At 69.2% G+C, this 14565-nt stretch carries 13 protein-coding genes and 1 riboswitch; of the genes, 7 read left to right on the top strand and 6 right to left on the bottom strand.

Annotation, left to right across the window (positions count from 1 at the left end):
• Positions 1-875 precede the first annotated feature (875 nt).
• Complete coding sequence (locus tag ACIBA9_RS22500; protein WP_399365509.1) at positions 876-1223, bottom strand: STAS domain-containing protein; 348 nt, start codon at positions 1221-1223, stop codon at positions 876-878.
• Positions 1224-1945: 722 nt separating this feature from the next.
• Here ACIBA9_RS22500 and ACIBA9_RS22495 point away from each other — a divergent pair.
• Positions 1946-3148 (top strand): IS110 family transposase, encoded by a 1203-nt coding sequence (locus ACIBA9_RS22495; protein ID WP_399365507.1) that lies wholly within the window; start codon positions 1946-1948, stop codon positions 3146-3148.
• A gap of 283 nt (positions 3149-3431) precedes the next feature.
• Here ACIBA9_RS22495 and ACIBA9_RS22490 read toward each other — a convergent pair whose 3' ends face one another.
• The 3 genes from ACIBA9_RS22490 to ACIBA9_RS22480 form a co-directional block, all read right to left on the bottom strand.
• Positions 3432-5744 (bottom strand): FdhF/YdeP family oxidoreductase, encoded by a 2313-nt coding sequence (locus ACIBA9_RS22490; protein ID WP_399365505.1) that lies wholly within the window; start codon positions 5742-5744, stop codon positions 3432-3434.
• A 36-nt stretch (positions 5745-5780) separates the two neighbouring features.
• A complete protein-coding gene (locus ACIBA9_RS22485) occupies positions 5781-6401 on the bottom strand; it encodes an SRPBCC family protein (protein ID WP_399365595.1) in 621 nt (206 codons plus the stop codon).
• 247 nt (positions 6402-6648) lie between these two features.
• On the bottom strand, positions 6649-7314 hold the full coding sequence (locus tag ACIBA9_RS22480; protein WP_399365503.1) for a hypothetical protein: 666 nt from the start codon (positions 7312-7314) through the stop codon (positions 6649-6651).
• A gap of 410 nt (positions 7315-7724) precedes the next feature.
• Here ACIBA9_RS22480 and ACIBA9_RS22475 point away from each other — a divergent pair, with 410 nt between their 5' ends.
• From ACIBA9_RS22475 to ACIBA9_RS22450, 6 genes are all read left to right on the top strand, one after another.
• The gene (locus ACIBA9_RS22475; RefSeq protein ID WP_399365501.1) at positions 7725-7865 is read left to right on the top strand and encodes a hypothetical protein; all 141 of its coding nucleotides are present in this window, start codon (positions 7725-7727) and stop codon (positions 7863-7865) included.
• A gap of 23 nt (positions 7866-7888) precedes the next feature.
• Positions 7889-8041 (top strand): hypothetical protein, encoded by a 153-nt coding sequence (locus tag ACIBA9_RS22470; protein WP_399365499.1) that lies wholly within the window; start codon positions 7889-7891, stop codon positions 8039-8041.
• A gap of 568 nt (positions 8042-8609) precedes the next feature.
• Positions 8610-9779 (top strand): hypothetical protein, encoded by a 1170-nt coding sequence (locus ACIBA9_RS22465; protein WP_399365497.1) that lies wholly within the window; start codon positions 8610-8612, stop codon positions 9777-9779.
• A 599-nt stretch (positions 9780-10378) separates the two neighbouring features.
• Positions 10379-11137: a hypothetical protein gene (locus tag ACIBA9_RS22460; RefSeq protein ID WP_399365495.1), complete on the top strand. Its 759-nt coding sequence runs from the start codon at positions 10379-10381 to the stop codon at positions 11135-11137.
• 645 nt (positions 11138-11782) lie between these two features.
• Positions 11783-12055 (top strand): hypothetical protein, encoded by a 273-nt coding sequence (locus ACIBA9_RS22455; RefSeq protein ID WP_399365493.1) that lies wholly within the window; start codon positions 11783-11785, stop codon positions 12053-12055.
• A gap of 466 nt (positions 12056-12521) precedes the next feature.
• Positions 12522-12589: riboswitch (guanidine-III (ykkC-III) riboswitch) on the top strand.
• 11 nt (positions 12590-12600) lie between these two features.
• A complete protein-coding gene (locus ACIBA9_RS22450) occupies positions 12601-13479 on the top strand; it encodes an MBL fold metallo-hydrolase (protein ID WP_399365491.1) in 879 nt (292 codons plus the stop codon).
• An 81-nt stretch (positions 13480-13560) separates the two neighbouring features.
• Here ACIBA9_RS22450 and ACIBA9_RS22445 read toward each other — a convergent pair whose 3' ends face one another.
• Both ACIBA9_RS22445 and ACIBA9_RS22440 read right to left on the bottom strand, forming a co-directional pair.
• A complete protein-coding gene (locus tag ACIBA9_RS22445; RefSeq protein WP_362163651.1) occupies positions 13561-13821 on the bottom strand; it encodes a helix-turn-helix transcriptional regulator in 261 nt (86 codons plus the stop codon).
• On the bottom strand, positions 13821-14435 hold the full coding sequence (locus tag ACIBA9_RS22440; RefSeq protein ID WP_399365489.1) for a DUF2975 domain-containing protein: 615 nt from the start codon (positions 14433-14435) through the stop codon (positions 13821-13823). Before ACIBA9_RS22440 ends, ACIBA9_RS22445 begins: the two co-directional genes overlap by 1 nt.
• Positions 14436-14565: the final 130 nt, after the last annotated feature.

Raw genomic sequence — 14565 nt, 5'->3', positions numbered from 1 at the left:
CAGCCGCTCGACTGCCGTTCAGCCGGTCAGCCGCTCATGTACGGTCGCCGGCCTGGTGTCGACGGGTACAGCACCCATGCGCGGTGAGCCGGCGGTCGGCGAAGAGAGCTTGCAGGGCGACCCCGCGGCGGCGGTAGGTCCACTCGGTTGTCCGTGCCGGAGAGCCGAAGCAGGTCGAGGGCCACCTGCTGGCCGACACCAAGGATGAAGCTCCGTAAGGAATGCGCCGACATGCGGATGCCCCCGGCCACCGTCGGGGCCGGCCAGCCGGAGGCATCCGCCTATCAGCCCGTGGCGGGTAGGCACGATCCCCGCACCCGCCGGACATCTCTGCCCCCGCCCCACGGCAGCAGGCCAGTGCCGCGCGCTCGGGCGGCCAAAGCGGCACGCCCGCGCGGCCGCATCGTCAGCAATGAGCGGTCACAGGACAGCCGGGCATTCCTCGGGTGCAGGTGTGGGCCATCCGTTCCCCTCGCGTTCGCCGGCTCCGGCTGACGGCGAGAGGCTGAACCGTGAGTCCGGCCGAGCCAGGGAGCCAACCGCGGTGATCGTCACCCTGCCGCCAGGGTCCAAGTCTCTGAGCGTGCTCACTGAGGCTGGTCGTCGCAGGCGCTGAAAGCATCTCGCGGTGGCAGTTGCTGAATGCGAACGCCGGTTTCCCGGGCCAGCCCCGCCCTTCGAACGGGGTCGGTGTCTACCGGGCGCCCTCGTGGGTCGGGGCGGCGGTTAGGGCCAGCCGGGCGGTGAGGCGTTTGCCGACCGGCTCCCGCGTCGCTTCGAAGCCCGACGATGACACCGCACCCCGCCCCCGGCAGCCACGCCCGATCGACCATGCGCAGTCACACGACACTCAGCCGTTCAACAGGGCGGGGTCATCACGTGCGTTCGGCGCCCTCACAGGCTGCCGGCGTGTCGCAGAGCAGGCGGTCGAGGGGGAAGGTGGCCGGGTTCGTCTCCGCGGCCAGGCGCAGCAGCCGGAGCGGCTGCGGGCGCAGCCCCGTGGCGGTTATGCGGCGGTCCGGGCGGCCGAGCGGGGCGGGGGCGAAGAGGAGGTACAGGCCGGCGACGTCCATGAAGAACGTGTGGTTCAGGTCCCACAGCAGGCCGGTCACGTGTGCGGGCAGCGCGTCGGCCGTGGCACGCAGCGGGGGCAGGGAGTCGAAGTCGACGTCACCGCGCACCGTGATGGTCGCGTTCGTGCCGTCGATGGTGGTGATGTTCATGCTGGGCGCGCCCCCTTCCGGGGGTCAATGAGCCCACAGGCGAAACACCCCGAGGGTGAACGACGATGGCAGGGGGCCAGGTGCCCGGGATGGGGGCAACGCCCGACTCCTCCGAAAGACTGGCCCCCAAGGGGGCCGGTCGGTCTCGTTGTCTCCCCACCGTCGCACACTCACACGCATGCCCGCGAGGTCCTCGCAGGACGGGCGTTCCACGCGGGCCGGACACGGCGGTGCCCTTGGCCTTTCCCGCCGGGAGGGCCGAAGCGAGCATCTCGCGTACGGGCACACCCCAGCCAAGGGTTACGCGCGACGTCCCGCCTGGCCAGCTCACAGGACGACGTCTCAAGCGCGTCGTCTTGACCCGTTGTCGCCGTCATCGTCGGTGGTGACGGTTACGTGTCCTGAGACTCAGGCGGCGAGCAGGACCCGAAGGATCCACCGACCGAAGTGACAGGACGCCCCGGAGTAGCACAAGCCCACCCCCCCGTTACCGTCTTCGTGGCTCCGCAATGGGGCCTCCGGCCTTCGGATCCGGCATGACTTCCCCCCCTTGTTGTTCATGATCCGGGGGGTGGTGTCACCGGGTCCGGAGGCATCGACGGACCGCTGATGAGGGGCTTGAGCACCGGCTTCACCCACGCCGGGAGAGCTCTCCGTAACGTGGATGTGGCAGCTCGGTGCCCTGGCAAGGCCGGACGAAAGCGTGATGGAGGGGCCTGCACGTGATCGACACCGGCGACATCGACGTCTTCCTCGGACTGGACGTCGGCAAGGGCGAACACCACGCCACCGCCGTGACCCCGGCCGGGAAGAAGGCGCTCGACAAGCGCCTGCCCAACACCGAGCCCAAGCTCCGCGAGTTGTTCGCGAAGCTCCAGGCCAAGCACGGAACGGTATTGGTCGTGGTCAACCAGCCGGCCTCGATCGGCGCCCTGCCGCTGGCCGTGTCCCGCGACATGGGCTGCCCGGTCGCCTACCTGCCCGGGCTGACGATGCGGCGGATCGCCGACCTCTACCCCGGCGAAGCCAAGACCGACGCGAGGGACGCGTTCATCATCGCCGACGCCGCCCGCGCGATGCCCCACACCCTGCGGGCCATCGACGGCGAGGACGAGACGATCGCCGAACTGGAGATGCTCGTGGGCTTCGACGACGACCTGGCCGGCGAGGCAACACGGGTCGCCAACCGCCTCCACGGCCTGCTCACCCAGATCCACCCCTCGCTGGAACGGGTCCTGGGCCCGCGGTTGCAGCACCCGGCCGTCCTCACGCTGCTGGAACGGTTCGGATCCCCGGCCCAGATCCGCAAGGCCGGCCGACGACGGCTGGTCACCCTGCTGCGGCCGAAGGCACCGCGGATGGCCGAGCGGCTGGTCGAGGACATCTTCGCCGCGTTGGACGAGCAGACCGTGACTGTCCCGGGGACCGAGGCCGCCGCACTGATCGTCCCAAGCCTGGCCGCCTCGCTGACCGCCGTTCTTGACCAGCGCAAGCTGCTGGCCCGGCGGATCGAGGAACTCCTGGAGGCTCACCCTCTTTCGAAGGTCCTGACGTCGATGCCGGGAGTCGGCGTCAGGACCGGAGCCCGCATCCTGATCGAGGTCGGCGACGGCAGCACATTCCCCACCGCAGGCCACCTCGCCGCCTACGCAGGACTCGCCCCGGCCACCCGCAGCTCCGGCTCCTCGATCCGCGGCGAACAGCCCTCCCGGAGAGGAAACAAGCAGCTCGAACGCGCCTTCTTCCTCTCCGCATTCGCCGCCCTGGGCGACCCTGCATCCCGCGCCTACTACGACAGGAAGATCGCCCAGGGCAAGCACCACACGCAGGCCCTGCTCTGCCTCGCCCGCCGCCGGGCCGACGTCCTCTTCGCCATGCTCCGCGACGGAACCTTCTACGAACCCCGGCCGGCCACATCGGGCTGATCCTCAGCACCCTCGCCGCACACAGGGCAGTCACGCTCGTCGATCGAGTCGATCACGACCGGGTGACCACAGAAGTCGCACGGACGAATGCCCTCACCACCCGGCTCCCGGACAGGCGCGTCATCACTCACGACAGCCACACTGCCAGACCCCACCCGACACCAACCCGGCCACCTTGACCAAAGACATAGGGGCACCCCCCACCCGTTCCAGACGAAATCGCCTGGACGGGTGGCGGCGACCCGCTGCTGTCAGCGGGCCCCCGCGGCGTCGTCGGTTTCGGTCAGACGGGTGCCGGCCGGGATCGGTCGCCTGTGGGTTCGAGGCGGACGACGATGCCCTTCGACGTGGGCTGGTTGCTTACGTCGGCGACGCTGTCGAGCGGCACCAGGACGTTCGTCTCCGGGTAGTAGGCGGCGGCCGAACCCTTGGCCGCGGGGTAGGACACGACCTCGAAGTTCTCGGCCCGGCGCTCGGTGCCGTCCTCCCAGACGCTCACCAGGTCTACGCGATCGCCCTGGGCGAGGCCGAGTTCGGACAGGTCGGCCGGGTTGACGAGGATCACGTGGCGGCTGCCGTGGATGCCGCGGTAGCGGTCGTTGTTGGTGTACGGGACGGTGTTCCACTGGTCGTGCGAGCGCAAGGTCTGCAGCAGCAGGTGACCCTCGGGGGCCCGGGGGACCACTCGCTCGTTGCAGGTGAACCGGGCCTTGCCGGTCTCGGTCCTGAACACGCCCTCGTTGACCGGGTTGGGCAACTCGAAGCCTCCCGGACGGGTGACCCGGGCGTTGAAGTCGTGGAAGCCCGGCACGATCCGGGAGATGCTGTCGCGGATGGTGTTGTAGTCGCCCTCGAACTTGGCCCAGGGGATGTCCACCTCGCCGCCGAGGCTCAGCCGGGCGAGCCGGCACAGGATGGCGACCTCGCTCAGCAGCATGCGCGAGGCCGGTTCGAGTCGTCCCTGGGAGGTGTGCACCTGGCTCATGGAGTTCTCGACGGTGACGAACTGCTCGCCGTCGGCCTGGACATCACGCTCGGTGCGCCCCAGCGTCGGCAGGATCAGGGCGGTGTCGCCGCAGACGGTGTGCGAGCGGTTGAGCTTGGTGGAGATGTGGGCGGTCAGCCGGCACGAACGCATCGCCTTCTCGGTGACCTCGCTGTCGGGCGCCGCGCGCACGAAGTTCCCGGCCAGGGCGAGGAAGACCTTGACGCGGCCCTCCAGCATCGCCTTGATCGAGTTCACCGAGTCCAAGCCGTGCGGGCGCGGCGGATCGAAGCCGAACTCCTTCTGAAGGGCGTCCAGGAAGGTGTCCGGCATCTGCTCCCAGATGCCCATGGTGCGGTCGCCCTGGACGTTGCTGTGGCCGCGCACCGGGCAGGCGCCCGTGCCGGCGCGCCCCAGATTGCCGCGCAGCATCAGGAAGTTGACGATCTCCCGGATGGTGGGTACGCCGTGCTTGTGCTGGGTGATGCCCATCGCCCAGCACACGATGACGCGTTCGCTTCGCAGGACCTCGTCGCGGACCTTCTCGATCTCCTCGCGAGTCAGTCCCGTCGCCGCGCGCACGTCGTCCCAGTCGACGGTGCGGGCGTGCCGGGCGAACTCCTCGAATCCGGAGGTGTGGGCGTCGATGAAGTCGTGGTCCAGGACGGTGCCGGGACGCGCGTCCTCCGCCTCCAGCAACAGCCGGTTCAGTGCCTGGAACAGGGCGAGGTCCCCGCCCGGCTTGATGTGCAGGAAGCGGTCGGCGATCTGGGTGCCCCGCCCCACGACCCCACGCGGCTTCTGCGGGTTCTTGAAGCGTCGCAGCCCCGCCTCCGGCAACGGGTTCACCGCCACGATGCGGCCGCCGTTGCGCTTGGCCTCCTCCAGGGCCGAAAGCTGCCGCGGGTGATTGCTGCCCGGGTTCTGCCCCACCAGGAAGATCAGGTCCGCGTGGTGGAGGTCGTCGAGACTCACCGTGCCCTTGCCGACGCCCAGCGTCTCGTTCAGGGCGAAGCCGCTGGACTCGTGGCACATGTTGCTGCAGTCGGGCAGGTTGTTGGTGCCGTAGGCGCGGGCGAAGAGCTGGAAGACGAAGGCGGCCTCGTTGCTGGCCCGGCCGGAGGTGTAGAAGACCGCCTCGTCGGGCGAGTCCAGCCCCTTCAGTTCCTGCGCCAGGACGCCCAGGGCGTCGTTCCAGCCAATGGGCTCGTAGCGGTCCGACCCGGGCCGCTTGATCATCGGCTCGGTGAGCCGACCCTGCTGGTTGAGCCACATGTCGGAGCGAGCGGCCAGATCGGACACGCTGTGCTCGCGGAAGAAGTCGGCGGTGATCCGGCGCGTCGTGGCGTCGTCGTTGATGTGCTTGGCGCCGTTCTCGCAGTACTCATTGCGATGGCGCCGGCCCGGAGCGGGGTCCGCCCACGCGCAGCCGGGGCAGTCGATCCCGCCCACCTGGTTCATGGTGAGCAGGTCGACCCCTGTCTTGCGCGGGGAGGTCTGCTCCAGGGAGTACTCCAGCGCGTGTACGACGGCGGGAACCCCGGCCGCCCACTTCTTCGGCGGTGTCACGGAGAGGGATGTCTCCGGCTCCTCACCGGTCGGGTTCTGCATCGCTTGGCCTTTCTCTTGCCGTGTGCGGTACGCGGGTCAGCCGACGGGCCACTGGGCGACACGGCTCCTGGGCGGTTCCGAGGTGTCGTGCTGAACCCGGCCGTTGCGGATGGTCCCGCGCCAGGCACCGCCCTCCTGACCGAGCCCTTCGATGAAGTGCTTGAAGCTGACCAGTTCCTCGCGCACCAGTCGCGCGGTCATCCCCACGACCCTGGACGAGCGGGTGAGGACCTTCGCGGCCCCGCGCGGTTGGAGGAGCATCCGGACCGTGATCGCGGTGCCACCGGACTCCGTCGGCCTGAACTCGACCTCGCCCTGGTGGGTGGGGTGCTGCTCCAGGCCGCGCCAGGCCAGGTAGGCGTCAGGGTCCTGTTCCACGATCTCGACCGCGAAACGGTGACGCAGGGGGCCGTAGCCGATGGTCCACGCCGTGACGGTAGGCCTGATCTGCTCGACGTCGCGCACCACGGTCGAGAAGCGCGGAAACGTCTTGAACTGCGTCCACTGGTTGTAGGCCGTGCGGACCGGCACCGCGACCTCGACCGTCTCCTCGACGTGCCGCTCGCCAAGCGGACGGCGGCGTGTGACGCCGTCGCCGTCGGAGCGCATGCCGGGGGTGTTCGGCACGGCGTGCCCACCGTCGTCCTCGTGCGCCATCATGGTCCTTCTTCCGGTGAGGGAGCCGGGCGTCCGGAGACCCGGCCCTCCCCTTGTGGGGCAGGGCATCTCTTCCGGTTCCCCAATCCCGCGTTTCGAGTCACCCGACCGCGTAGGCGTCCCGGGCGGCCCCGAGCGCGAGAAGGGGCCGAGCCCGGCTCGAAGGAGGACGCCGGGCTTCGCGGGGACGCAGGGATGCCCACCTGGTGCGTACATGGCACCGTGACCATCTTCTGCGCAAGCGGCGTCAGTGCCGCAGAGCCGGTGAGTCGGCGGGCGCAAGTCGCGTGGCACTGCGGTAGATGCAGATGCCCAGAGCGAGCATCCAGTAGCTGAAGATCGCACCCATCAGGGCGGTAGTGCCCCAGCCGTTCGCCGCGTAGAAGTGTGCGGGGGTGTTACCGAAGAACAGGGACGGTACGAAGACCAGGTTGACCCCTGCCAGGATGAAGGCAGAGCGGTCGGTCCAACGCGGCAGCAGGTGCGTGCGGGAGATTCCGTAGCCCACGGCGGTCAGAAACAGCGCGAGCATGAGGCGGCCGATCGCCCCGTAGAGGATGTAGGTGCCGCTGACCGTGATGGTCGGGTCGATCGGGTGGTCGGCGGCGATAACGGCGCCGGCTTCCAGACCGCTGGAGACCAGCGTGATCGTCGCGTAGACCAGTCCGCTGGCGAGGGCTATCGTGCCGACCCATTCGTAGGCGGGATTCGCCCCTTTCACCAGTTCACGGAAGGCCGTCACGAAGACGATCAGGAACGCCAGGGCGAGGATTCCGATCAGCAGCCTGGCGAGGACGTTCGAGTCCGGCGGTGAACCGGAGTAGATGAAGTACAGAGGTACTTCGACGATGAAGGCGGCCGCAGTGGCGATGCCGGCAAGACCCGTCAGACGCCTGGCGACGGTTTCGTTCATGGCTGTCCCCCTGGGATCCGTGTGGTGGGTTCCTCGTTGGTTCGTCGACGTGAATTCTGCCGATCTCAGCGCTCTTCGTCGCTGGGCCTGGACACCGGACAGGGGGTGGCCCTACCGACACCCCCTGTCGGGAAGGGGTTCTCCATGACGCCGACAGCCTGGCGGCACCGGTTTCAGATCGCGTCCGCACGGTCGGTGTGGGCGTGGATGCGGAGAGGCGGGATCCATCCCGCAACTGCCGGCCGGTGGGCAGGATCCGTTCGCGGCACCCCCACGGCAGATCGGCACCGGTGGCGGGCGACTCCGTGGTCACCCGGGGGTCTTCCGGAACGCGCAGTGGTGCGGAGCTGCGTTGTGCGGGTGGGGACGATGCGGTCCGGCGCCAGCGACAGCGCCATCTCGGGGGCCGGGTGTCGGGACGCGCGGACGCGATCGGGCAGCCGGTGCGGCCCCGTAATTGGGGATGGGCCTCCCTCGGAGCCGCCTGGATCGAGCCGGCGCTGTGGCTGCTCTGGCTCATCGCCCACGGCCACACCGCCGAGCAGGCGTAGAGCGCCGCCGCTGCTCACCCGGCGTGGAAGCTCGCCCGACTGCAGGCCTCGACGCCCTGGCCCGCGTCCAGCAACGCATCTGGGACTCGATCGCCGAGCAGAGCGAAGACCGCTGGGCGACGCCCACGCAACTCGCCGCGCAGGCCTGGAACGAGCACCGGCGCTCGCAGTCCTGACCGCCGCCCCGTACGCCCCCCGAACCCCCGCCCACGGCGGGCGTTGCTTGCTTCTCCCGAACCTCGCGCGCCTCAAGGTGTAACGCCTCGAGCGGCCACTCCGCCCATAAGCGGGCTCGGGACTGGTGAGCTCGCATGTTGAGGTGTCGCGTATTCCAGCTCAGAGCGCGCCGATCGGTCACTTTGGGTCATGCGGGCGGTGTCCAGGGTCCGGCCCGGAGTGAGTATGTTCGTCCGATGGCGCGTTCGAAGCACTTCGGGAGGGGAGAGTGCCGGCGGACGTCGTCGCGATTGTGGGAGCACTGGCTGGACAGGGCGTGACGGTGCTGTTCAAGGCCGACGCTGAGCGGATGGCTGAGAGGGGCAAGTCTTGGACCTTCGTCGCCAGTGGAACGCCGTTGCGCGAGGGCGTCCTTGTGCGAACCGATGCCGCATCTGTGGAGCAATGCCCCGCAGTGTGCTGTGCTTACCCCGCCTGCGTGAGCCGGCCTTTTCGTTCCCTGAGTGAGGGAGCAGGTGTGACCGAACCGCCGCCCTGGATGTCAGTGCCGGCTGCTTACATGAGCCCATGGACACCGTGCACACGACCGCCGCCCTCCTCCCGGACCCCGCCGAGCTCCGCGCGCACCTGCGCGCGCTGGCCGTGCTGGACCAGGCGATCTGCCGCGACCCGAGGTTCTCCCGCTACTCCTTCTCCACCACCTGGGGGCCTGGGACCGAGGCGGCCCTGATGGACAACGGCTCGGGCGACGACTTCTCCGTCCTCTTCACCCCGGCCGGTGTGCTCATCCGCGGCTTCGACCACGAGTCGGAGATGAGCCCGTACGCCACGGACGACGGACAGGTCTGGCCTGGTGTCATCGACGAGGTGCCCGCCGCGCTGCGCCCGCTCCTGGACGACCCGGCCTTCGTCGACGAGGGCCTCGGCGCCCCGCGGGTCACCGCCTGCCTGTGGTGGGAGACCGGCGGCAGCGCCTGGCGCACCGGCTCGGGCATCGAGTTCCCCTCGGACAGCCCGGACCCGGACGGCTCCGGGCACCTCTTCCGCCTCCTCACCGACCGCTCCCCCGAGGCCGTCCAGGCGCACTTCGAGGAGGACTACGGGCGGCCCGTCCCACTCGACACCGTCCGCCACGTCCTCGCGGGTCACCCCCTGACCCCCGAAGCCGCCCACGGCCTCAACCCGGCCGCCCTCTCCGACGAGGCCCTGCTCCGCCGGATCGCCGCCGACCCCGAGGTCGAGGCGTACCTCGCCTGCGACGGCGAGTTCGACCTCACGCGGACCGACCCCATCGAGTCGATCGCCCTGCCGGCCGGTCTCCCGGTGGAGCCTGTGGCCGGCTGCAACGCGGGAGGCACCCACTACCTCTGCGGCCCGGCCGGCTCCGACCGCGTCCGCCCCGTCCTCTACACCGACTCCGAGGGCCAGGCTTCCCTCATCGCGGAGTCCCTCGCCGAGGCCCTGACCCTGGCCATCGTCCTCCCCTCCTGGCACGACGCCCTGGCCGGCTTCCGTCCCCCCGCACTCAACGCCGACCATCTTGAGGACAACCCGGACCACCCCGAGGTCCGCGACCGCCTCCTCGCCGCCCTCCGCCTCCCCCCGGCCACCGAGCCCGAGGTCCTGGCCCGCCTCCTCACCACGGCCGCCCGCACCGTCCCGGACGGCTTCCTCCCTTCGGTCGAGGGCGAGGAGGACGCGGCCTTCGAACCGATGCTCCGTCTGCCGGCCGAGTAGGACGGCCCCGCCGCGCGCACTGCCCGACTGGATGCGCCCGCCCCGCGCGGAGGGCTGTTCGCGGAGGACGTGGACCGCCTCCCCGAGGTTCGGCCCGGCTCATGCCGGATCTTCGGCCGGAGACTTTGGGGTGATCGACCTCGAGGACGTGGACGGATGGGTTGTCACCGGGCATCACAACGACGTCCTTACCTATGTCGGCCCCGATGAGTCTCAGGATCAGTCGCAGGTCGCTGTCGGGCTGTTCGGAGGTTCCAGGCGCCCGGACGTGTCGTCACGCGGAGCGCTTAAGAAGATCACCGACCAGCCGGCACCGCCGCGGCCGCCCCCGCCTTCAGGCCCGGGAGCACCTTCGGGAGAGCGGATAGGTCGGCAAGGCAGGGAGTTCCGGCACCGCCCGCGCCTCCCCGGCCGCGTGGACCCCGTGTCGACGGTGACGTGATTCGGCTCTGTCGCTGATCTTGTGACTGGTTGCCCGGCCATCGCACGCGGCTGGGAAACTGGGTAACTGCCGTGACGATGGCTGATGGGACCCGGTAGGGTTGTGATCTTCGGTTGGCGGAAGCCACCCGGAGTCCCCCTGAGGCTGTGCCGACACGATGAACCCCGACGACACTCCCGCACGGCTCCGACTCGACCGTGCTCTGGACTGTTTGGACGTCACCTTTCGCGGAATGACCGCCCGCAGCGACGAGACCCAGTGTGACTGCCACTGGGGCAGCGAAGAAGAACTTGCGCAATTGAAGGTCCCGGACGTGGTGCTCGACCCGGACCTTCTGCGTCGCACCTGGAATGCTCCCGACTGGAACGACCACGGCGCGGTGCTGCGCCGTATCCTGCCTCAATTCGCCAGGGCGCTGGTCAGTGGCCTCGTGGAGCCCATGTTCGGCATGGACGAGGTCGGACGTTCGTTCATTCGCGGCCGCTGGAGGCAGTGGCCTGCGCACCAGAGCGCGGCGGTCTGGGAGTTCCTGCGTGCCTGGTGGGCTCACACCCTCGCCGAATCGGATCCCGCCGTTCCCGTGTATGAGGTCCTCGCGCTGTGCGCTGAGGCATCTGCCACGCTCAGCCCGTGGCTCAACACCTGGGAGGCACTCGAAGACCGCGTTGCCGACCGGCACCTGACCGAAGCTGCTGCCCACTGGGAGTACGACCTTCTGGGCGATCAACTCCCATGGGACGCTTGGGATAACGCAGATGACCTGCGCACCGAGCTCGCGGCCTGGTTGGTCCGTCACGCCCCAGCGCGGCTTCAGGCCCAGGACGCTCCCGAGGAACTGCTTCACCGCATACGACTCATCGGACTCACCGGCCCCGCCCGCTGGGAGGACCCGCACTGGCCCAACCACCGCTATTGAGTCGGCTTCGCCGCGCCGCCTTTTCTGTTATCAAGGGGCCGTCTTGTCCTGATGGGGCAGCCTCAGGGCGTGAGGAGTACGCGTTTTTGCGGAGGAAGTCGAGGTTGGCTCGCCCGAATCCCTGCCGTTTGAGTAGTTTCGTTCTTTTGGCCTGCCCTTCGACCTGGCCGGAGCTCCAGGGGGCGGAGAGTCCGGCGGTGACGGCGTCGATGTCGCGGCTCAGTCCGTTGATCAGGGCGGGCAGGGCGGGCAGGGCGTAGGCGCACCGTGCAACAGGCCCTGATCGACGAGGGCCACCCCATCCCCGGCGGCCCCACACCGGATTCTTCGGCGAACGGACCAGGACGGCCTACCGCAGGGAACAGCTCGCCTTGGGCCACTCGGATGCCGAGGCCGACGGCGTCCCCGGCTACGCCTCCCTGAGCGCACTCGGCGAACACGCCCACTTCACCGTTGACCGCCCCGCGGCCCCGGTGGGGAGCGGACGGCTCGGCCTGAACCAGGTCACCTACGACGATCCACACGACGGGTCCGGGCCGGACGCGATGCGGCGCTACGCGGGAGGCGTGCGAACTGACCGGCGTAGACCCCCGGTACGGCGCTGGTCACCATCACCGAGCGCGAGTCCGCCAACAACGACCCGCGGTGGCGGGTCAACCTCAACGACGTCAACGCGGGGGGCGCAGGGCACCAGACGGCCACCCGCAGAACTGCTCGCGGGGCGCCACCCAGTGCATCCCCACCACCTTCGCCGCCTGCCACCAGGAGGGCACCGCGACCACCCCGTACGACGTGGTCGCGGACATGTGCGCCACGATCAACTACGTCCGCGACCGGTACCACGTGAACCTCTCCGGTTCGAACTTCGCCGCCCGGGTGCAGCAGGCGGATCCACACCGCCGGCCGCACGGATACTAGGAGCAGCCCCGCTCTCCCCTGCGGAATCCGCCCGGCGGACCGCGTGGGCACCGGGGAGGTCCCACGTCCGGAGGCGTCCGATGGCGCCCTCGTGGATCACCACGGACGATGGTGACGAACCCCCGGCACGGTGACGGACTCCCCGCGGCCGCGCCGGCCGCGGGCCGGCCTCACTCGAGTGCCGGTGGGTGAGGCACTTACCAGGACACGATCACGTACCGCCGCCGCCCTGGTGCCCAGAGCCGAAAGCAGGGCCGCCGGAGCCGCCTGTGCCACCCCGCCGGCCATGACGGGGACGCCCGGGACGCCCGGGACGCCCGCAGGCACCTCGCCGCGGAACAGGACGGCATGTCCGGGTTGGGCTGCAGGGCCGTTTCGGTCGCTCACCGGAACGCACTGTGCCGGTGTGTGCCAGGGGGTGGAGCGACCGGACGGAGGCGTCGATCGACCTCGTGGTAGCTTCGCGGCGGAGGCTCTCAAGTGCCGGCCCCGGACGAGATGTGCGCCGTACCCGGTCTGCCAAGACGACGCACTCAGGAGACGTCATGTCCGCAGGCAACCCCTTCATGGATTGCGACCGCCCGGTTCACCGGCTTCGCGAGATTGACGTCCGCTGGATCCACGGCTCACCGTCGTCCAAGCACAACACGGACCCGGACATCCAGGTCTACGCCTACGACGAGCACACCGTCATCCTGCGGCAGAACATGGCGATCGACTACGAGGCACCGTTCCTGTTCCTGCTGTTCGGCACCACACAAGCAGTGCTGATCGACACCGGAGCCACCACGTCCGCCGAGTTCTTCCCCCTGCGCCGAGTGGTTGACGAGCTCGTCGACGACTGGCTCGCCCGCCACCCCCGGCGGAACTACCACCTGCTGGTACTGCACACCCACGCCCACGGCGATCACACCGCGGGCGACCCCCAGTTCGCCGACCGCCCTCAGACCACAGTGGTCGACGCAGAGCTCACCACGGCCTGGAGGCACTTCGGATTCGACCACGACCCCAACGCCGTGGCGCGAGTCGACCTGGGAGGCCGCGTGCTCGAGTGCCTGGCCACCCCCGGGCACCACGAGGCAGCGGTCACGTTCTACGACCCGTGGACGGGGTTCCTGCTCACCGGCGACACCGTCTACCCCGGCCGGCTCTACGTCCAGGACTGGTCCGCCTACGCTCACACCATCGACCGCCTGATCAAGTTCAGCGAAGGCAGACCGGTCACCCATGTCCTGGGCTGCCACATCGAGATGACCACCGAACCAGGCATCGACTACCCGGTCCGCACCACCTACCAGCCCCACGAACCCCCGCTCCAGATGACCACCGGCCACCTGCACGACATCCGCGCCGCGCTCAACGAAATCGGCGACCAACCCCGCCGACTCGCCTACCCGCTCTTCATCATCTGCCCAGACGACTGAGTCACTGGCCCGACCCGGGCCGGCAACCGGGGCGACCAGACACGCCAGTTCAGCCGGCGCCAGTACTTCGCGATCCTGCGGTCAAGGCCTGCGCGGGCGTCCGTCCGAGGATCCCGGGCGATAACTGAGCAGGTCTCCTGGCTGGCACTGCAGGACTTCACAGATCCGGGTGAGGGTGGTGAACCGGATCGCCTTGGCGCGCCCGTTCTTGAGCACGGACAGATTGACGTTGGTCACGCCGACGCGGTTGGCGAGCTCGGTGAGGGTCATGCTGCGCTCGCTGAGCAGCCTGTCGAGGTGCACTTCGATGTCGTGGCCTTCGTGGTCGTCCGCGGCAGCCATCAGACAAGCCCTTCGAGGTCTTCACGCATGGACACACCTTGGCGAGTGATCCGTGCGAAGGTCAGAACGCCGAGACCGGTCAGAACAGCCAGGTACGGAAAGTGCCACATGCTCAGCACGATCCCGGCCGAGAAGTCCACGTCCTTGGCGAGCGCCGCAAGCAGGGCTGCCCTGGCATTCGCCTCGGCGAACTCGACGACCAGGCTGCCGGCAAGCAGCCACCAGCCGACCAGGCGAAGCCGAGACGCCGTACGCGCGGTGTAGACACCCTCCCCCTCCGCTCCCCGCAAGAACCGGTGCAGCAGGTACAGGCCGCTGATCAGGAGCAAGGTCGACGGCAGGCTGCTGAGCGCGTCCAGGATGCGCAAGTGCGCGTCGGGCGCCCCTGCGCAGTAACGCGGGATCGACTCGACCTGCGCTCCACTCTCGGCGGCGAAGCCGCCGGGTGTGGCGGAACTGCTGCTCGACTCGTCGGCGATGCAGACGTTGAAGCCTCCCCAACTGCCGTGTACGACCGCAACGACGAGTCCTGTTATGGCAAGGGCCAACAGAATGCGCAGGACCACGGACACGACCGTCGCCATGGGCTCGAGCATCTTCCGGTCTTCAGTCATGGAGTCCCCGCCTCGCATATCGATTATCGATGGTATCGAAAAACGATAAGGGCTCGTGAGTGTACGAAGCAACCCCGACACTGTCCCTGGCGAGGGTTGCTCGCCGGCCGCCGAGGACCAGCCAAGGCGC

Origin of the sequence: Streptomyces sp. NPDC051452 (assembly GCF_044454765.1) — a bacterium.
GTDB lineage: Bacteria > Actinomycetota > Actinomycetes > Streptomycetales > Streptomycetaceae > Streptomyces.
The sequence above is the reverse complement of the archived record's forward strand: the minus strand, read 5'-3'. Positions and strand labels throughout refer to the sequence as shown.

What these genes read in the sequence shown, in the direction of transcription:
- ACIBA9_RS22485 (WP_399365595.1), bottom strand. Translation starts at nt 6,401, where the DNA reads ATGGCGCACGAGGACGACGGTGGGCACGCCGTGCCGAACACCCCCGGC.
- ACIBA9_RS22500 (WP_399365509.1), bottom strand. Translation starts at nt 1,223, where the DNA reads ATGAACATCACCACCATCGACGGCACGAACGCGACCATCACGGTGCGC.
- ACIBA9_RS22445 (WP_362163651.1), bottom strand. Translation starts at nt 13,821, where the DNA reads ATGGCTGCCGCGGACGACCACGAAGGCCACGACATCGAAGTGCACCTC.
- ACIBA9_RS22450 (WP_399365491.1), top strand. Translation starts at nt 12,601, where the DNA reads ATGTCCGCAGGCAACCCCTTCATGGATTGCGACCGCCCGGTTCACCGG.
- ACIBA9_RS22490 (WP_399365505.1), bottom strand. Translation starts at nt 5,744, where the DNA reads ATGCAGAACCCGACCGGTGAGGAGCCGGAGACATCCCTCTCCGTGACA.
- ACIBA9_RS22480 (WP_399365503.1), bottom strand. Translation starts at nt 7,314, where the DNA reads ATGAACGAAACCGTCGCCAGGCGTCTGACGGGTCTTGCCGGCATCGCC.
- ACIBA9_RS22440 (WP_399365489.1), bottom strand. Translation starts at nt 14,435, where the DNA reads ATGACTGAAGACCGGAAGATGCTCGAGCCCATGGCGACGGTCGTGTCC.
- ACIBA9_RS22460 (WP_399365495.1), top strand. Translation starts at nt 10,379, where the DNA reads ATGAACCCCGACGACACTCCCGCACGGCTCCGACTCGACCGTGCTCTG.
- ACIBA9_RS22465 (WP_399365497.1), top strand. Translation starts at nt 8,610, where the DNA reads ATGGACACCGTGCACACGACCGCCGCCCTCCTCCCGGACCCCGCCGAG.